This is a genomic window from Ignavibacteriales bacterium (assembly GCA_026390815.1).
Lineage (GTDB): Bacteria > Bacteroidota > Ignavibacteria > Ignavibacteriales > SURF-24 > JAPLFH01.
In genome coordinates, this window is sequence record JAPLFH010000032.1 from 55353 (window position 1) to 76890 (window position 21538).

11 protein-coding genes are annotated in these 21538 nt (G+C 35.6%); 10 read left to right on the forward strand and 1 reads right to left on the reverse strand.

Annotation, left to right across the window (positions count from 1 at the left end; translation table 11 throughout):
• The first annotated feature begins 7 nt into the window (after window positions 1-7).
• From NTX22_09745 to NTX22_09775, 7 genes are all read left to right on the forward strand, one after another.
• A complete protein-coding gene (locus NTX22_09745) occupies window positions 8-8617 on the forward strand; it encodes a YCF48-related protein (GenBank protein ID MCX6150795.1) in 8610 nt (2869 codons plus the stop codon).
• A gap of 268 nt (window positions 8618-8885) precedes the next feature.
• Window positions 8886-9350: a hypothetical protein gene (locus tag NTX22_09750; protein MCX6150796.1), complete on the forward strand. Its 465-nt coding sequence runs from the start codon at window positions 8886-8888 to the stop codon at window positions 9348-9350.
• Window positions 9351-9362: 12 nt separating this feature from the next.
• The gene (locus NTX22_09755; protein MCX6150797.1) at window positions 9363-11867 is read left to right on the forward strand and encodes a M4 family metallopeptidase; all 2505 of its coding nucleotides are present in this window, start codon (window positions 9363-9365) and stop codon (window positions 11865-11867) included.
• Window positions 11868-12037: 170 nt separating this feature from the next.
• Window positions 12038-12892: a T9SS type A sorting domain-containing protein gene (locus NTX22_09760; protein MCX6150798.1), complete on the forward strand. Its 855-nt coding sequence runs from the start codon at window positions 12038-12040 to the stop codon at window positions 12890-12892.
• Window positions 12893-13592: 700 nt separating this feature from the next.
• Entirely contained in the window at window positions 13593-14180 is a 588-nt protein-coding gene (locus NTX22_09765; GenBank protein MCX6150799.1) for a hypothetical protein, read from the forward strand.
• Between the two features lie 137 nt (window positions 14181-14317).
• Window positions 14318-14857, forward strand: coding sequence for a hypothetical protein (locus NTX22_09770; GenBank protein ID MCX6150800.1), 540 nt, complete (start codon window positions 14318-14320; stop codon window positions 14855-14857).
• 106 nt (window positions 14858-14963) lie between these two features.
• Window positions 14964-15131 carry a T9SS type A sorting domain-containing protein gene (locus NTX22_09775; protein MCX6150801.1) on the forward strand — a complete coding sequence of 56 codons (168 nt, stop codon included), beginning with the start codon at window positions 14964-14966 and terminating at the stop codon, window positions 15129-15131.
• Window positions 15132-15275: 144 nt separating this feature from the next.
• On the opposite strand, the gene NTX22_09780 is transcribed toward NTX22_09775, so the two are convergent.
• Window positions 15276-15800, reverse strand: coding sequence for an outer membrane beta-barrel protein (locus tag NTX22_09780; GenBank protein ID MCX6150802.1), 525 nt, complete (start codon window positions 15798-15800; stop codon window positions 15276-15278).
• Window positions 15801-15900: 100 nt separating this feature from the next.
• Here NTX22_09780 and NTX22_09785 point away from each other — a divergent pair, with 100 nt between their 5' ends.
• The 3 genes from NTX22_09785 to NTX22_09795 all read left to right on the forward strand — a co-directional run bounded on the left by NTX22_09785 (window position 15901) and on the right by NTX22_09795 (window position 20951).
• Complete coding sequence (locus tag NTX22_09785) at window positions 15901-16101, forward strand: hypothetical protein (GenBank protein MCX6150803.1); 201 nt, start codon at window positions 15901-15903, stop codon at window positions 16099-16101.
• Between the two features lie 127 nt (window positions 16102-16228).
• Entirely contained in the window at window positions 16229-19267 is a 3039-nt protein-coding gene (locus NTX22_09790) for an N-6 DNA methylase (GenBank protein ID MCX6150804.1), read from the forward strand.
• A 646-nt stretch (window positions 19268-19913) separates the two neighbouring features.
• Window positions 19914-20951 carry a DUF3089 domain-containing protein gene (locus NTX22_09795; protein MCX6150805.1) on the forward strand — a complete coding sequence of 346 codons (1038 nt, stop codon included), beginning with the start codon at window positions 19914-19916 and terminating at the stop codon, window positions 20949-20951.
• The last annotated feature ends 587 nt before the right edge of the window (window positions 20952-21538 follow it).

The following is a 21538-nucleotide window of genomic DNA, read 5'->3' on the forward strand; positions in this document are numbered from 1 at the left end:
TAATAAAATGAAGAATCTAATTTTTACAATCGCATTGATTCTGTTCTTGTGCGGTAATGCTTACACACAATGGACACAGCAGACAAGCCCGGTAAGTGTTGACTTTAATACAATTCATTTCTTTGATGCAAACAACGGTTGGGCTTTTGGTGGTTCTAATTCTGTTAAAACTACAAATGGCGGAACTACCTGGATTGATCAATCAACAAATTACGGTTTTAAAAAAGTAAGCGTAGTTGACCAAAACACTGCATTTGCAATTGTTGGCGATAAATTTGTTTATGCTACAACAAACGGCGGTTCAACCTGGATTCAAAAAACCACACCGGCATGGGCTCCCCAATTAAACACGCTTGATGGAATTTCATTCGTTTCTTCAACCACCGGTTATGTAGGTGGAACAAATGGATATATTTTTAAAACAACTAATGGCGGTACAAGCTGGAGTTTAGTTAATGCGGGAGGTTTTTATGTAAATGATTTATTCTTTCTTGACGAAAACAACGGTTGGAGCTGCAGACCAGGCGGGCAATGGACTAAAACAACAGATGGAGGTGCTAACTGGACTGGTGGCACAGTAGGCAGCGAAAGTTTTTCCTCTGTTTTTGCTCTTGATGTGAATAACGCTTTTTTAGCAGGTGGAAATGGTACGGTTTATAAAACCAATAATGGAGGAACTAACTGGACGCTTTGCACCACCGGTATTACGAATGCTCTTTATGATATCCGTGCGATTGACAACCAAACAATTTGGGCTGCCGATGATGCTGGAACTATTATTCATTCAACAAACGGTGGTACTACATGGAGCAGCCAGGCAAGCGGCGTTACTTCCATAATTAAATCACTATTCTTTTTAGATGCAAATACAGGTTGGGCTTGCGGTTCTTCTAGTACTTTGCTGAAATATTCTAATGTTCCTAAAACGATAACCGTTATCTCTCCAAACGGAGGAGAGAACTGGGAATATGGAACAACCCGTAACATAACCTGGACAAGCAGTAATGTAACAAATATTAAGATTGAAGTTACAACTAACAACGGAACAAACTGGAATGTAGTAACGGCAAGTACAAGTGCCGCAACCGGAAGCTATTTATGGTCTGTTAATTATGGACCATCGGCAAATTGTAAGATAAAAATTAGTGACGCTGCAGATGCAACAGTAAATGATGTTAGTAATAATACTTTTACTGTATATGAAAAGTCGATTACTCTTACTTCACCCAATGGTGGAGAAAACTGGCGTGTAGGAACTCAACATAATATTACCTGGACAAGTAATTTTATTACAAATGTTTCAATCTATTATCAGACAACAAGCGGAAGTAGTTGGACACTTGTTGCGGCTTCTGTGGCGGCTGCAACTGGCAGTTATAGCTGGACAGTTCCAAATACTCCATCAACAACCTGTAAAGTACAAGTATGGGGAGATGGTGATGATGCCTTCATTGATGAAAGTGATAATACATTTAATATTTACCAGTCGGGTGTTACCGTTACTAGTCCAAACGGAGGAGAGGACTGGTTGGTTGGAACTAACCAGAACATTACTTGGACAAGTAGTAATGTAACTAACGTAAAACTTGAGTACACAACCAACAATGGAACAAACTGGAATACAATCATTGCAAGTGTGGCGGCAATACCTGCAAGCTACAACTGGGTAATCCCAAATGCACCTTCAACTAACTGCAAAGTAAGAATAAGCGATGCTGGTGATGCAACGGTAAATGATCTTAGTGATAATACTTTTACAATTTCTCAAAAGTCGATTAATCTTACTTCTCCAAATGGTGGAGAGAACTGGCGTGTAGGAACTCAACATAATATTACCTGGACGAAGTCCGGATTCACTTATGTAAAAGTAGAATACACAACAGATAATGGAACAAGCTGGATAGTTATTGATCCGAGTGTTGATGCAACTCTTGGAATGTCCTGGACTGTTCCTAATACACCTTCAGCAAATTGTAAAGTAAGAGTAAGTGATGCCGGTGATGCAACGGTAATTGATCTTAGCGATAATATTTTTACAATCTATCAGCCAGCAGTTACTGTAACTTCTCCAAATGGCGGTGAGAACTGGTTGGTTGGAACTAACCAGAACATTACTTGGACAAGTAGTAATGTAACTAACGTAAAACTTGAGTACACAACCAACAACGGAACAAACTGGAATACAATCATTGCAAGTGTGGCGGCAATACCTGCAAGCTACAACTGGGTAATCCCGAATGCTCCATCAGCAAATTGTAAAGTAAGAATAAGTGATGCCGGTGATGCAACGGTAAATGATCTTAGTGATAATACTTTTACAATTTCTCAAAAGTCGATTACACTTACTTCACCTAACGGAGGAGAAAACTGGCGTGTAGGAACTCAACATAATATTACCTGGACGAAGTCCGGATTCATTTACGTAAAAGTAGAATACACAACAGATAATGGAACAAGCTGGATAGTTATTGACCCAAGCGTTGATGCAACTCTTGGAATGTCCTGGACGGTTCCCAATACACCTTCAGCAAATTGCAAAGTAAGAATAAGCGATGCCGGTGATGCAACGGTAAATGATGTAAGCGATGGATTATTTACAATCAGTACTTTACCAGTGCCCGTAATTGCATTAACTTCACCGAATGGCGGTGAGAACTGGCTGGTTGGAACTAACCAGAACATCACCTGGACGAGTTCTAATGTGAATAATATTAAGATTGAGTACACAACAAACAATGGAACAAGCTGGAATACAATCATTGCAAGTGTGGTAGCAACTCCTGCAAGCTACAATTGGGTAATCCCGAATTCTCCATCAACAAACTGCAAAGTAAGAATAAGCGATGCCGGCAATTCAACTATAAACGATCTCAGTAATAATGTGTTTACGATAACTGCACAACCGACAATTACTATGACAATTGGAAACGTAACTGCGGTAGTTGGTGACACAATCCTGGTTCCAATTACTGTATCAAATTTTAATAATATTGGAGCGATTTCTTTAAAGATACAATATAATTCAACAGTACTTACATTTAGTGGTGTGGAAAACCAGCCAACAACCGGAAACTTTGCAGTTAATGCTTCCAATGGGTTTATTACAATCGGGTGGTTTAATACTACTCCTCTCAATCTGGGAAATTCAAAACTCCTAGATCTGAAATTCCATTATAATGGAGGTATTAGTAATCTAAATTTCATTACCACTGAATGTGAAATTGCAAATGTACATGCCCAAACTTTTTTAGTTGAATACTATAATGGTTCTGTTTCGCAAATATTTAAAGAATTAATAGTAACAAGTCCAAATGGGGGTGGGAGCTGGCAGATTGGTTCTCAGCAGAATATTTTATGGACGAGTTCTAATGTGAATAATGTGAAGATTGAATACACAACCAACAATGGATCAACCTGGATCTCGATAATAAATTCAGTTCCGGCTGCTTCAGGTACTTATACGTGGACAATCCCCAACACTCCATCTACAACCTGTAAGGTTAGAGTAAGTGATGCTGCGGATGCGACGGTAAATGATGTTAGCGATAATCTATTTAGTATTCCGGCATCAACATCAATTACTGTTATCTCACCAAATGGTGGAGAAAACTGGCTGGCAGGAACAGTTCATAATATAACATGGACAAGCAGCAACGTGAACAATATTAGGTTATATTGTTCAACTAACGGCGGTGGAAACTGGACATATATAGGAAACACTCCGGCAAATACCGGAAGTTTTAGCTGGACGATTCAATCCGCTTCAAGCTCATTAAGTCCTTCGGCTAATTGCAGAATAAAAGCAGCTGATGACGCTAACCTGAGTACCTTTGACATTAGTAATTCAGATTTTACAATAAGCAAACTGGAGCAGACTATTCCGAATGGTGGTGAAAATTGGGCTGCTGGAACTTCACAAAGTATTCACTGGCTTTATGCATATACGGATTTTAATAATGTAAAGCTTGAATACACAACAAACAACGGTAGCAATTGGAATGTAATAATTGGCAGTACACCTATATCTGTAAACTCTTATAACTGGACTGTCCCGAACAATCCTTCTACTCAATGCAGGGTAAGAATAAGTAATCCCGCAAATCCATCACAAAAAGATTCAAGCAATAATGTCTTTACCATATCTTCGCTTACTCTTACTTCCCCAAATGGAAGTGAATCATGGAAAGTTGGAACATCACAAAACATTACCTGGAATAGTTCTAACATAGCGAATGTAAAATTAGAATATTCTACTAACAGCGGTTCAACCTGGATTATAATAATTGCAAGTAACCCTTCAGTACTTGGAAGTTATTCCTGGACGGTACCCATTACGCCATCAACTAATTGCAAAGTAAGAATTAGTGATGTTTCCAATTCTTCTTATAATGATCTAAGTGATAATACCTTTACAATCTACCAGCCATCAATTGCTTTAACCTCTCCAAATGGAGGTGAACTTTGGCTTGTTGGTACAACAAAAAACATCACCTGGACAAGCAGCTATATCAGCAATGTTATATTGGATTACTCTAAAGATAATGGTATAACATGGACTAACATCATTAGTAGCGTGCCCGCTTCACCTTCAAATTACCAGTGGACTTTACCAAACATAAATTCAAATATGTGTCTTGTTAGAATAAGCGATGCTGGGAATTCTTTAATTTCTGATACTAGCAATAATGTCTTTTCGATTTCAGCACTTCTTGTTACTTTTCCAAACGGTGGTGAAAAATTACAAGCCGGCAAAACCAAAAATATTTCCTGGTTGAGCACAAATATTGGTTGGTTAAATATCTACTATTCAATAGACGATGCCTTGAACTGGAATTCAGTAGCGTTTAATAAACCATCCAGTTCAGGTAGTTTCACCTGGAACATACCAAATACACCATCTGTAAAGTGCAGAGTAAAAATTAAAAATCCGGCTGGGTCTATAACTGATTCCAGCGATAGAGTTTTCACTATAACTTCATTACAGGTAAGCGCACCCAATGGTGGAGAGAATATAAAACCGGGGGCTGACTTTGCTATTACATGGCAAAGTAAAAATATCCGGGATGTTAAACTTGAATATACTTCAGACAACGGTGCGCATTGGCAACTTATAGTTGATAAGACCAATTCTGGCGCAGATGGAGGCGGCTTTGTTTGGCAGGTACCTTCAACTGTAAGTGGTAATTGTAAAATAAAAGTTACGGATAAAGAGGATGATAATATAACAGATGAGAGTGATGCGGTATTTAATATAACACTCAGCAAATTTATCTCTACGGTTGTTCCAACAGGAACTGAAAGATGGTATATAGGAAATACATACCAGATTAAATGGTACAGCATTAATATCCCCAAGGTAAATATTGAATTTACATCCGATAACGGTGTTAAGTGGGAAAAAATAGTTGATAATATTAATGCTTCTGATCAATTATTTAATTGGAAAATTGAAGTTACCGTGGAAGGTGAATATAGGATAAGAGTAAGGGACTACAGTGATACTTCTGTTGTTACCGTTAGTCCAAAATTCCGTATAATATTTGTTCCTGAAATAGTACTTAGTACTCCTAACGGGGGTGAACACCTTGAAGCAGGTAATGACTTTACAATTAAGTGGACTTCGAGAAATATATCCAGAATTAAAATTCAATCCAGAATAAATAATTATACTGAAACAATTGAGAATTCATACCCGGCAGAGTTAGGTTCTTATGTATGGACAGTACCAATTGAAAATTCAACAAATTGCAAAATAATCTTAACCGATCTTTATGATGCTGATTTTAAGGATATGAGTAGCAACAGCTTTTCTATTTATGTTCCTCCTTTGAAATTGACATATCCAAATGGCGGAGAAAATTTTCAAATAGGTACTGAATGTAACATTAAATGGGTTGGTTTGAAAGATCTTGGAAAAGTAGATTTACATTATTCCTTAGATAATGGTTCAACTTGGAGTTTAATTGGAACTGCAGATGTAAAAGATTACATATTTAGCTGGAGAGTACCAGATAACCTTTCTAATAACTGTAAGGTTAAAATAGTAGCCAAGAACCAAAGAAACATTTATGATATTAGCGATGGAATTTTTGCAATCAGTGATTATAGAATAATGGATTGGTATTGGTTAGAGACCGGAACAAATAAAAACCTTAATGGTGTTTACTTTGTAAATGATCAAAATGGTTTTATCGTTGGTAATAACGGATTAATCTTATCAACAGCAACTGGCGGTCGTAACTGGAATGTTGTTTCTTCAGGTGTTACAAATAATCTGAATTCAATTCAATTTATTAATTCTTCTGTGGGATGGATAATTGGTGCCGGCGGGAAAATTCTTAAAACGTCCAACAGCGGACTGAACTGGATAACACAAGTATCAGGAGTAACATCAACTTTATTAAGTAACAGTTTTATTAACGAACAGGTGGGTTATGTATGTGGGATAGGTGGAACAATTCTAAGAACAACAAACGGTGGAAATAACTGGATTCAACAAACTACAGGGATTACTAATAATATTAATTCAATTCATTTTTTTGCCGCAGATATAGGCTGGGCAGCGTGTGATAATGGTAAAATTTTAAAAACCACTGATGGAGGCAATACCTGGGTGCAGGAAAATTCTGGAGTAACAGAAAATATAAAATCAGTTTTCTTTGTTGATGAGAGAAATGGATTTGCCGGAGTTAACCAGAGAGTGAATTTTCTTCTTAAGACAACTGATGGCGGCAATGTCTGGTCAGCTTATAACAATCCAACTGTTTACAACTTCAACCAACTTAGATCGATGTATTTTACAAATACAACTACCGGTTGGATTCTAACTGACGATAGATTATTAAAAACTACAGATGGTGGTTCAACATTTGAGCAGAGTTATTTCAATCCGACATTTAACTCATTTATGATGTTAAATCCTGGTCTTATTTGGGTAGTTGGTGATGGAGGAAAGCTATGCAAATATAATTACTTTTATTTTAAATTTACGGCACCTGTAGCAGGAAATAAATATCAATATGGAAATGTATGCACAATTACGTGGGAAAGTAGTCCTGATTTTGTGGTTCAAGGATTAACGGCTTATAAAGGCGAACAGTTCCTAACAACAATTGGATCAAATGAAAATATGCAAAATGGTTATTTTAATTGGAATATATCCCCTGGTACCAGTACCAATATTTTAGGCAATAATATCAGGATACAAATTCGTACACATCAACCAGTTTTACACTTAGCTTTTGAGCTGTTTAGTGATCCGTTCACAGTTAGTATACTACCTTCCTCAACAACATGGGAGCAATTGTTTGGTTTTGATAAATTCGATCATTTTACAGACAGTTATTTTATAAATGAAAATTTGGGATGGGTAACGACTTATTTTACTAAAGTTTTTAAAACAACTAATGGTGGTTTTAATTGGACTTTTAATAGACTTGTTCCCGAAGATTATCCACTTGGGGTATGGTGGTCAAAAACGGTCTGGTTTGTAGATGAGAATAATGGCTTTGTAGGGGGAGGAGGAAGTATAGATAATAATAGAAGTTGTGGTAGAGGATTTTATGGTAAAACAACAAACGGTGGAAACAGTTGGGATGCAGATTACACAGCAACTTATATATGTGGAGGATATAATGAAGGCTATATAGAAGATGTGTTTTTTAATGATGCTCTTAATGGTTGGCAAGTTGGGGATGGAATATTAAAACATACAACAGATGGTGGTAACAATTGGCAAAATTATATTTATGTTTATGACGAATACTATGCTGTTCATAGCCCGGAACCTTCTACTGCATATGCAATAAGATATAGGTGGGATTTTGAATTGGATAAAGGTTTTTGGGAGATTGTTAAAACTTCTGATTATGGAAATACTTGGCCTGGTTGGCCAGATAATCCGATCTTTAGATATGATAAACGGTTAAACTCCATATGGTTTATAAATCAAAACGTTGGCTGGGTAGTAGGGGATAATGGTAAAATTCTAAAAACAATTGATGGAGGAAAAAATTGGGTGTTTCAAAATAGTGGAACTGATCTTCCGCTTCTTAAGGTAAAATTTGTTAATAGCAGAAAGGGATATATTGTGGGTGGCTATAGCAATTATGAAAATGTGGGTGAAAATGAAAAAGGTATTATTTTAACAACCAATACTGCGGGTGAAAAGTGGACTGTGCAAGTTGGAAATATAATGAGATGCTTAAATGATATTTCAATAATTAATGAAAATACTATTTATGTTGTTGGAGACTTCGGGACCATACTTAAAACAACTAGCGGCGGTGAATTTAGAGTTGATAGTAAAGCAACTGTAATAGACAGCCTATTGCCCGGCTCTTTTAATCTTTCTCAAAACTATCCCAATCCTTTCAATCCCTCTACAACAATAAATTATGCATTACCAAATGATAGCAGAGTTGAGTTACGTATTTTTAATGTTATTGGAGAACAGGTGGCTGAACTTGTAAATGAAGTTCAGCCTGCGGGTTATTACAGAAAGCAATGGATTGCGGAAAATTTATCAAGCGGGATTTATTTATTAAGAATTGATGCAAAAGCTATTGCTTCCGAAGAAAGATTTGTGAAAACTATGAAAATGATTTTCCTGAAATGATAAACTGGAATATAACATAGCGCGGCATGCCGCAATGGTTGATCCCGCTAGCGGGATTGATGGATGATATAAAAATTATTTAAAATATCTTGACTTGCCCGAAGCAAGCAGGCACAAAAAACAAAAACTTACATGCCAATACTATGGCGGTTTTGTAACGGAATGTTCTTGGATGAACTTTAGACATTTTTTTTATGAAAGGATGGCTTGAGCACGTAACTTTATTGTTCCTTTATATATATTCATCCTAAAATAACCCGGGAGTAATATGAAAAAACATATAATCGTTCTTGCAGGAATTCTATGCTGTGTTTTTGCTTTCTGTTCTACGGGACAAGGAATTAATTCTATTTCTAAATCCAAAATAAATTATGAACTAACGATTGGTTCCGGAGGTGGATTTACAGGCGGATACGAAGGGCACTTTATTGATAGCCTTGGAATTATATATTCATGGAAAGGAATTGCTATTACTGACTCAAATAAAATATTATTTGGAAAACTAAATGATGAACAGATTGAACTTGTAAATAAATTAATCGATTCCAGTGATATACTAAATTTAGATTACCGGCATAGTGGTAATATCATTTCATTTATAACTATAAAAAATGATTCTAAAGAATATAAATACTCGTGGGTGGGTGTCTCACCGGATGATAATGTTCCCCCAAATCTTAGAAAATTTGATGCGGAGATAAAGCAAATAATAAAACAATCAATAAACAATTAGAGGGTGCTGATCATGAAAAATATTTACAAAATAATTTTATTAGTAATTTTTGTGTTCTGCGGTTCCATTCCAATTAGTGCGGGAATAAAATCTAAAAACCGAATTGTTAAATTTTATTCACATGATGCAAAGCAAGGATTGAATGTACTGCAAACTAAAATAAATCATAAACTGGAAGTTGAATGGAACAACCAATACTCTACTCCCGTATTTGTTGGTGGCAGACTTACTTCTTCCGGCTATGTGGTTAATTCAGATAAATCAATTGATGGAATAAAATTTTTATCAGAAAATAATGAATTGTTTGGTTTGAAAAACCCCGCACATGAATTAAAAGCTATTTCTTCTTTTACAGATAATCTGTCAATTACTCATATAAAATATCAGCAGGAAATAAATGGAGTAAAGATTTTTCACGGACAATTAATTGTTCATATCAATCCGGACGGATCTGTGGAATCAGTTAACGGAAGGTATTATCCAACACCAGATATCAACACCACTCCTTTGCTGAACACTTTGAGTGCAATAAATATTGCAAAGAATAAACTTGGTAACTATAAATCAGAAAAAGAATTTGCCGAACTAAACATTTACGATAAAAACAACACCTTGGTTTTGGTTTATGAAGTTTCACTCCCGTCCTATTACAACCCTAACATGCAAATATTTATTGATGCAAATACTGGCGAAATAATAAAAATTGATGACGGGTTAAGATACGATGGACCACAAATTGGGACAGGAAAAGGTTTAAATGGGCAGACGAAATCAATTAATACTTACCTTTGGGGTGGTGATTATGCAATGATTGATGCTTCGCTTCCAATGTATAAACCGCCGATTGATAGCTTTCAATCTATTGGCTGTATAGTTTCTTTCGATGCTAAAAATGATACGGCAGGAAATGGTTATATAAAAGCGGTAGTAATTGTGGATCCGAATAATGATAATAACTTTAGCGACAATGAAAGACTAAAAGCAGCAATTGATGCGCATATTTATTCCAGAAAGGTTTATGAATTTTACAAATCGCATTTCAACAGAAACAGTTTTGATAACAAAGGAAAATCAATATTAAATATTCTTCATTTTAAAGAAAATTATAATAATGCCTTCTGGAATGGTGTATGTTTAACATATGGCGATGGCGATGGCGTTCAATATTCTAATTTGGCTGGAGCTTTTGATGTAATTACCCATGAAATGACTCATGCTGTAACTAGCAGCACCGCTGATTTGGTTTACGAGAACCAACCCGGTGCAATGAATGAAGCAATGTCCGATGCATTTGGTTGTTTAGCCGATAGTACAAATTGGTTGATGGGTGAAGACGTCTATACACCCGGTATTCCTGGTGATGGTTTAAGAAGTATGCAGGATCCGCATAATGGAAAAGCTCAGGGTGATTATAATGATGGATGGTTGCCTGCGCATATGAATGAGTTTGTTAACCTGCCAAATGATGAACAAAATGATTGGGGTGGTGTGCATATTAACTCCGGAATTCCGAATAAAGCTTTTTATAATGTTGCATCTGTTATTGGACATTGGAAAACCGGTAAGATTTGGTACAGAGGTTTAACTGTTTATCTAACAAAAAATTCTCGGTTTTCTGATTTGCGAACTGCCTGCACAAATTCTGCAAAAGATCTTTATGGAAGAGGATCAGTAGAATATAACACAGTTGTTGATGCATTTGATGCCGTAGGTATAACCGGTGGCAGCTCCGGTAATACTGTTGATTTAATTTATGATGATAATAATCCGGATTCCTGGGTTTATGAAAGTGCCGCTAATTGGGAATTAGCTGTTCGGTTTTCTCCACCTTCGCATAATTCCGAAGTAAAAAAAGTTAGCATTTATATTTCCGGGGATTATTACCAAAGTGGAAACGGTCATTTTAACTTAGTTATGTATAAGGCAAATCCATCCACAGGTTTACCAACTTCCATATTAATAAATCCTTACTCGCATACTCCTGCTGCGGTTGGATGGCAGAATTTTGATTTATCAAACGTAATTGCAGCAAATGATTTTTTGGTAGGATTACAGTATGATGGAATAAATGCTCCTGCACTCGGAGCTGACTTACCTCCGGGAAATGGAAAAGCTTATGAATTTGATCCAACAAGTAATAGCTGGTATAAGCTTAATTCGCCAAATGATTACACCTTGTTTATAAGGGCAAGTGTAGCAACTGCAACCGGCGTGGTTGAAATTGATTCCAGGATACCAGAAAAATTTGAAGTCTATCAGAATTATCCAAATCCTTTTAATCCCACTACATCAATTCGTTATTCATTACCGCAGGGAAAAAATGTTGAACTTTTTGTTTATGACATCAGCGGTAAAAAAGTTGCTGAACTTGTAAATAACTTTCAGAACGCCGGTGTTTATGAAGTTACATGGAATGGAACTGATGATTCCGGTAATCCGGCAGCAAGCGGAGTGTATTTCTATAAAATAAAAATGGAAAATTTTATTCAGACTAATAAGATGATGTTCTTAAAATAATTCTCGGTTGATTACTGAAAAACTTAATTCGAATATCCTGAAACAAAATCTGTTAAAGAAATCTAAATAAGTTTTTCTGAAATCTCTTTTATTTAGAAAAAGTAAATCCTCAGCTTAGTCCACTACTAAGATGAGGCTAAATTCAATTACAAAGGAATAAGGTGGTTATTATGAAATATATTTTTATGTGTGTGTTCTTAATGTTTATCTTGCAAATCCAATTTGTAACAGCGCAAAGTGTAGCAAATGGAAATTTTGAACAAGGACCTGCTTCTGGATGGATTCAGTATTCTTCAGGAGGATATGGACTTATCGGTACGGCTGCTTTTTTTAATTCCACATCAATTACTCCTCAAGTCTTTCCACGCTCCGGTCAATACATGGCAAGGATAGGTGGATTTTCTTACGAACAAAATTCTATTAAGCAGACTGTTACTTTACCGAATACACCAAAAGTATATATGGGGATGTTTTATCAAGATCGTGCTTCCACTACTTCAGAATGTGGCGGTCTTTGGGTTGGCGCTCAAATTAGAGTGTTTGTAGCTGGCACGGCTATTTTAGATCAATACCAATGCTATTACAATACTGTAAACAATTGGACTTACGTGTATTTCGATTTAAGCGCTGCCGCAGGGCAGACTGTTGAAATTGGATTCCGGGCAGATGCGGCAAGCTCAGTTTGGTCCTATTTATACCTTGACGATATAACTATTAGTTCAACGGTATCGGTTCCGGAGGATTACACTTCAATTCAATTGGATAAATTCCGGCTTGATCAAAACTACCCAAATCCATTCAATCCAACAACGACAATTAATTATCAGATTCCAACTGCAGGAAACGTTTCATTAAAAGTTAATGACATGCTTGGTAAGGAGGTGGCAACTTTAGTTAATGAAGAAAAACCTGCCGGGAATTATCAAGTTGATTTTGATGGAAGTAGACTTTCGGGTGGGATATATTTTTATCAAATTAAGACCGGTTCATTCGTTCAGACAAGAAAGATGTTGTTGTTGAAATAATTTTTACTTCTATAATTAAGTGTTAGAGTAGTTTTTGATTTTAATAAAATTATTCTAAAGTTACATATAAGTTCTACTCCGTGAGAGCATTAGTTCCAGAGTATTCCTGTTACATCACGCGGATAGTACTCTCCCGAAGCAGAAATGTTAATTTTGAAAGAACAACAACTTAATCAATTACTTGCCACAATCTTAAAATTTTTTTCATTAATCCATTGTTTATTCGGCTTCAAAAACTACTTGTTTTCCCTTGTTGGTTAAAATAAGCTCTTAGGGTTTATAATTATAACTCAATAGATGTACAGTTTATAATTCAATATGTACATTAAACTTGACATTATGTAAAACATACTATATATTTTGCTTGAATTAAATATTTACACACATTTATTGAATATTGTGAAAACTAAACTACGGAAATACCGATTTGAAAATGGAGAGCTAAGTCAGCAACAGCTTGCTGATATAGTAAAAGTTTCTCGACAAACAATTGTTGCCATAGAGCGAGGTGACTATAATCTTTCAGTCAAACTTGCTTTACTATTGGCACACAAATTAAATACAACCGTAGAAAACCTATTCCAACTTGAGGAGAAAGACTATGTTTAAAAAAGATCCGATCTTTTGGCTGGCAACTTGTATTTTCATTTCAGGAGTCGTCATTTTTGCTTTAACACAGAATCAATCATGGTTGTTCTTGTTGGCAGGATCGTATCTACTTCGACCAACGTTAGCTTCGCTCAACATTGCGAAGTCCCTGGTTGATGAACGCCAAATGAGCATTCAGTACCGATCTGGAAATATTGCATTTACGGTAATGATAATTGCGTGCATAGTTATGTCGGTCTATCAAAGTAACAAAGGGGATCATAGCTGGGAGTTTTTTAATGCTATTGTTATCATCGGATTGACGGCCAAAGCATTGTCTAATGTTTTTTTGGTTGGCAATTACCGTGAGTCGGGGACAAAAATAATTATGGCGGTTGGATTGATGTTAGTGCTATTTGTTTCATTAGAAAATGGGTTCACAGTGGGAGGCCTAGTTGAATCCCTTCCTTGGTGGGGAATCGTAGGAGTTGGTTGGTTGTCAAAAAAAATTCCAAGAACGATTGGCGGAATAATTCTTATGATAACTGTGGTTCTTCTATTCTTCATTCTTAAAAAAGGATTTATTGTTGGACAAATTATCACAGCAGTAGTTGTATCCATACCGTTGGTAACGGCAGGAGTAAGTCTTATTGTTGGTGATAGAAGAGAAGAAGATTCTGATGGTGATGTTCTAGCTTGATCTATTGCTTATTCATTAAAGTGAATGGAGAACTATATATGACTCTAAAAATATGTATGAATAGTGCAATCCGAATTTTTAATTTATTCTGATAGTTCATTAATTCATTTAATTTCATAACATTAAACGGAGTAGTTATGTTTTCACAAAAGTATTTTTTTTCAATTTCTATTCTGGGTTTAATTCTTATCGGACTATTCTTTACTCCCGAAAAAGGTACAAACGCACAGACAACTCAAAGGATTGGAGTTTTCGATTCGAGAGCAGTTGTAGTAGCATACTATAATTCAAAATACTTCAAAGAGAAACAGATTTTTGATTCCTTAGGTTTGCAAATGAAAAATGCAAAAGAAAAAGACGACAAAAAAACGATAGCCAAAATTGAACGGGAGGGAACATTGCGGCAAGCAATGATGCACGAGCAGGGATTCGGAAAAGGATCAATCAATAATATTACGGAGACTATGAAAGATAAAATGGCAATACTGGTTAAGAACGAAAATCTGACCGCCATTGTCTCGAAGTGGGAGTTAGTTTATAGCGGAACGGATGTGGAGTTAGTCGATATTACAGAGAAGATTGTTGATTTCTTCGAGCCGAGTGAAAAGATAAAATCTATGATGAAAGAAATTATGCAATCGGAACCGATTAAGGATGCCTATTTGATTGAAGATTGAAGTGTCGTCTTCATAGTGAACTTCTCCGATTTCTATTTTACCATCATTCACTCGGCGAACTCCCCAATGGATGAGACTTTTAGCAATGTTACTCTTATAGTGTAAAGTGTATTACATTCTTGGAAGAAAAGTAGGAACACTTGTTAATGAAGAAAAACCTGCCGGGAATTATCAATTTGATTTTAATGGCAGTTGTTTACCAAGCGGAATATATTATTATCAAATTAAAGCTGGCTCATTCGTTCAGTCAAGAAAGATGATATTGTTAAAGTAAAATCATCACCTTTAATTATTTTAAAAAGGAGGTTTAATATGGCTGCCTCCTTTATAAAATTGAAATGAAATTGTAACAACAATTTGTCCTTTGGCGCTTTATACAACCGATTGACTTTCCTCTTTTACTCAGGTTAGAAAGAAATTATAAAGCAAAGAGGAAGCCTACGGTGATGACATAAAAATTGCTGCTAATGTCATTGCTGCCCGGGAGTTGATTAAAATCATAATTCAGAAAGACGTAACGAATGTCTGCCGTCAGTTTGATTGAACCGACTGGCAATTCCAGACCACCACCAAAATGCCAGCCAACTTTTTGTGTTGTTTCGTCTTTAAGAAGCGGTAACTTGCTTTGATCATAATCCAAAGTAGTGTTGTACCAGCCCATTCCCATAGCACCATATACAATTGGGAGCGGATAAATTAAACCGGTTATCATCACGGGCCAACTACGAACCGTTAAGAGACCGTCCCCATATTTTTCCTGTCGATAATTAATGGATGCTTCTACACCAAGAATTGGTATCAATTTCGCGCGCAAGGCTACTCCCCCAGTATAATTACTTCTATCGGAATCCATAGTTTTAAAATAGCCGACCTGGGGACCCAGACTTACGCTCTGTGCATTCACCTGAGCAACCATCAATGCGGTAAGCCCTATTATCAGCAAAGTTTTCTTCCACATATATTAATCTCCTTTAAATGAATGAACGATGTATTTTATAAAAAAAACTAATGCATTACAAACATAAAAACAATCATCCAAAGGGATGAAAAAGGGATTGGTTCTTTTAACTTCCACCAAGGTATTCCAAGCAAAGAGTAATCGAACCTCTGAGGAACAAAAACGACAACCTGCAAAAAAAATGGTTGATGGTTGGCTGTTGACCTGCCTGCCGGCAAAGGCAGGTGGAAGATGTAGAAAATTATTTATGACAACCAAATGGCTTGCATTAGTCCTTTCATTATAATCTTACTATCACTTAGAATTTCACTATCTCTTTCAAGATGTATATCTGTAAGAATCTTTATTTTCTTCTTTATTCCCTTTCCTTTCCTTTTTATCTATTTTTAGGCAACCGATCAGGAGTTTTGCGGATGTCATTCGAAAATGCTTTTATAACAGTATCCAATCTTGTTAATGATTTTAAGGAAAACAAAAAAGTTTATTTAAGCACAAGCTATTCCGAAGCTGATGTACGAAATGATTTTATCAATAAGTTTTTTATTGCGCTTGGCTGGGATGTAAGACACGATGAGCAAAAAAATCCTTATGAGCAGGAAGTAAGAGTTGAAAAACCTGTGCAGGTTGCTAAAGCACAAAAGCGCGCCGATTATACTTTTTACCTTTCCCCAAATTACCGCGATGTTAAATTTTTTGTTGAAGCTAAAAAACCTTATCACGATCTTGAGAATAAAGATTACTTTTTTCAAACCGTACGTTATGGATGGAATGCAAACACTCCTGTTGCATTGCTTACCGATTTTGAAGAGTTTATAATCCTTGATTGCCGCTTTAGACCAGACATAAATGAAATACTTAACTACAAAATAAAAAGCTTTACCTTTGATGATTATGCAAATGAAGAAAAGTTCAAAGAAATTTATTTCCTCTTTTCGCGTGAAGCTGTTGCAGACAATTCTATTGAAAAGTTTACCGAAGCATTACCAAAACCAAAGGGAAAGAAAAAAGCATTAGTAAAAGAATCCTACCAGAAAATTGATGAAGCATTTTTAACTGAGCTTGATGCGATAAGAACAACGCTTGCAAAATCATTTAAAAAAAATAATGCCCATCTTACAAGTGAAGAGCTAACCGAGGCAACACAGCGGACTATTGACCGGCTTGTGTTTATTAAATTTCTTGAAGATAAAATGATTGAACCGCACCACTATGTAAGCGAGTTTGTAAAACCTCACCCTGTTTCCCTCTCCTTACAAAGGAGAGGGACTAAGGGAGAGGTCGGACTTGTTGATAAAGTTGAAAGCAATAAACAAGAGTTAAGTGCATGGGAAAAGTTTTTACGCGCAAGCCGTACTCTTGATGCAAAGTATAATGGCGTTGTTTTTAAGAAGAGCTTAATTGATTCCCGTAATATTGTTGAGCCGGAAGATAAAACATTCTCCTCTATCTGTGAAGGATTATCCTACGATAACACGCCTTATAACTTTGATGCAATTCCGATACATATTCTCGGTTCCATTTATGAAAGATTTCTTGGCAAGGTTGTTAATGCAACCGATAAACGTGTAACGATTGATGAAAAACCGGAAGTAAGAAAAGCCGGCGGAGTTTATTACACGCCGCAGTACATTGTTAATTATATAGTTGATAACACAATTGTAAAACTGATTGCGGGAGACCGTCCCTTTGGGAAAGGCAAAACTCCAAAGGAAATTGCAAAAATGCGTTTTGCAGATATTGCCTGTGGAAGCGGTTCCTTTTTAATTACTGTTTATGAAAGAATACTTGATTACCACAAACGCTGGTACTTAGAGAATCCTGAGCAGGCAAAGAAAGACGGCTGCATTTTATTTGAAGGTGCTTACCGTTTATCCCTGCAGCAGAAGCAGAAAATACTTACCAACAATATTTACGGAGTTGATTTAGACCAGCAGGCAGTTGAAGTAACACAGCTTTCCCTTTATTTAAAATTACTTGAAGATGAAACCACAGCGACAGCAAACGATACCTGGGTGATGTTTAAAGAACAGATTTTACCGGATCTGAATAAAAACATTATTTGCGGCAACTCGCTTATTGGAACAGATATTTTGAACCCCACCTTAATCCTCCCCTTTAGTAAAGGGGAGGAAACAGGAGGGCCTGCCTGTCCGGTAGGCAGGGTTAATGAACTGAAGCTTAAGCCTATGGATTTTGAGAATGTATTTCCGCATATCTTTAAAAGCTCCCCTTTGGGGGGAGTTGAGGGGGCTGGTGGCTTTGATGCGGTTGTAGGAAATCCACCATATCTGTACTCAGCTGGAAAAAGATTTAGTGAATATTTCAAAACGCATTTTAAGTTCAATCAATATCAAACTGATTATTATGTTTACTTCATAGAAAGGGCACTATCATTAATTAAAAACAAAGGAAAATTTTCATATATAATATCAGATTCATGGCTTAATTCAGATTACTTTAAAAAAATGAGAGATGAATTATTATTAAAACATAAGATTGAGAAATTAATAGTCTTTGATTATCCTGTATTTCAAAATGTTACTCTAGAAAATTCAATTATAATAATTTCAGTCAATGAGAAACCTTCATCATTTGATATTATAAGATTTAACTCCCCACAGAAATATATCATTGCCAATAACTTAGCACCTAATGATGCTTATGCTGAAGGAATAATTAAACCCAATAAGTCAACTATTACAGATTATTTAATTAATAAAATTGAAAATGATTCTAAACCTTTGTCTCATTTTTGTAAAATAAACAGAGGAATTCATGCATATAGGACGGACGGTTATGGAAAATCGAAATTTGGTGGTGGGCACCAAACAAAGAAAGATAAAGAATTACAATCATATCATTCTGACAAACCTATCGATAAAACATATTTACCAGAGATAAAAGGGAAAGATGTATTTAAATATTCTTTTAATTATTCAGGTAAGTATCTTTCATATGGTGATTGGTTAGCAGAACCAAGAACTCCTGAGTATTTTATGAATCCAAAAGTTGTTCTAAGAAAGATTTTAGGAGATAAAATAATTGGTACATTTATAAGCGAACCGTTAGCAATTGATCAGTCTCTTTATATTTTAATAGTAGAGAAAAATGAAGAGGCCGTATTAAAAACTTTTCTCGGTTTATTGTCTTCACGTTTAGCCGCTTGGTATCTGAAAAATAAATACTCAATCTTTGATACTCTTTATCCTTGGTTTACAATTAAACAATTATCTACATTCCCGACAAAAATAATTGATAATAAACTTCACTCTCTTGCCGATCAAATGCTCACCACAAAAAAGCAACTCCAGCAAGCCAAAACAGAAAGCGATATAAATTATCTTCAACGTAAATGCGAAACCATAGACCGGCAAATAGATCAGCTCGTTTACGGGCTTTACGGCTTAACCGAAGAAGAAATAAAAATTGTAGAAGGAGCAAGCAACCCATAGCTTCAGCTATGGGGATAAGAATACAACACATAACCAGAGAATCTTTGTGGAAATAGAAAATTTTGGCAGCCCACGAATTTATTCGTGGGAACTTAGATAAAAGACAAAACAAAAAACCGATTCATCGGTTTGAAGGAGGAATCAGATTTGTTTATTAAAAAATACGGGTTGAAATTATAAACCCCGCCTACCGGCTGGCGGGCGTTAAAACGGTTATAAAAATTATTTTATTTTCCCACGGTTAAAACCGTGGGCTGTATAAAATAAAACACGAAACCATAGACCGGCAAATAGATCAGCTCGTTTACGGGCTTTACGGCTTAACCGAAGAAGAAATAAAAATTGTAGAAGGAGAAAACAACCCATAGCTTCAGCTATGGGGATAAGAACACAACCAATCAGGATTATAATCTCTTCACTTATTCACTTTCCTTCCGATAATAAACTGGAAATATTATATTAGTTTGCAAAGCGGGTTTAAAGAGTAATCCTTTATAATGCAAACAAAACAGTTTCTACATGTTCTGCTTCTGCAAATTCAAATGGAAAAGAAGTTGTAAAAGTTAGATACTGTTGACAATAACCTTTCTGAGCTTACCGATTAATTTGGAATATAAATATGTATAAAATGAAAGGAGATAGAATAATGAAAGTAAAAAAAAATGCAATTGTATTTATGGCACTTTTATTCAGTTTAGCTTTTACAGCATGCACAAATAAACAAGGAGTAACCGATTATTCAAATCAAGAACAAGCGTTAACCGATTATTCAACACCTGAGCATTGGTTATCTTTACATTATTCGGCTGTAAAAGAAGTAGATATTTTTTACCTTTATCCAACTTCGTGGCAAAAAATTGATTCAACGGAGTCAAACATTTGTGCAATCAATAATCCTTTAATGCTAAAATATTCAAGATATGCATTTGAAAGACAAGCTACTGCTTTTGAAACCGTTGGGAATATTTACGCACCATATTACAGACAAATGGATGTTGCTTCCCGCGCCTTTATGACCACAGAAGAACAAGAAAAGTTTGTGGCTGGAATACCAACGTTAGATGCTATAGCAGCTTTTGATTATTATATTAAACATTACAACAATGGACGCCCGTTTATTTTAGCCGGACATTCACAGGGTGCAAATATCCTTGCAAATATATTATCAGGATACTTGAAAGATAATCAACAGGTTTACTCAAGAATGATTGCTGCTTATGTTATTGGATATTCAATTACAGGTGAATATCTTAACAAAAATCCGCATTTAAAATTTGCTGAAGGTCCTGATGATATAGGAGTGATAATTTCATATAACACTGAAGCTCCTGAAGTTGTTAAAGGAACCAACCCCGTTACATTGCCAGGCGGTATTGCCATAAATCCAATTACCTGGACAAGGGAAGAAACATTAGCAACTGCCGATAAAAATTTAGGATCCATAATATTAAATAAAGATGGTTCTGTAGCAGCTGGAATACCTATACCAGTAATGAACTATGCGGACGCCCGTATTGATAAGAATAAAGGAGTAGTTATTTGCAGTACTGCTGATGTATCAAAATTATCCCCCGGTACCGCCGGATATGTTAGAGGTGTTTATCATAGTTTTGATTTCCCATTTTACTATTACAATATCAGAGAAAATGCAGCCAACAGAACAAAAAAATTCTTAAACAAATGATTATAGAAATTTTTCAATTCATACATAAATGCAGCATTATTTAGATACATATAAAAGAGAAGACAGGAGAAATATTGCTGTTAAAAGGATGTACTTGCTCAAGGAAGTTTACCGACACGTAAAGGAATAATTATCAGTTTGTAGGAAAAAGGAATTAGTCCTGCCGATATAGTTTTGAAGACAAGGCATAGTCAAGATGCAGTAGACAGAAGTCGGAATGCATATTTATGGTCCAGGTAGCTGGACTTTTTTATTAAAGCCTGGTTATTACATTTCAACAACTCAATTAATCTTAAACAATTCTGTCACCATTCTAAGGTTCTAACACTACTTTTCAGAATTCATTCTTAATGATAGACTACGTTGGAAAAAATTAATTTTCCGGTTCATTTAGTTGGATTATTAAAACAATCACGGGTGCTATTTTAAGCAAAAGATATTGTTCACTTTTCATTCCAGGTAACTTTCCTGATTCAATTTTGGGAATTATTGGATTTATATTTTTTAATGTTTATAATATAATTAAACAAGAACCTCTAAGCACTTGAGATTTAAGTTGCAATAAAATTGTAAATACGTAGTTCAAT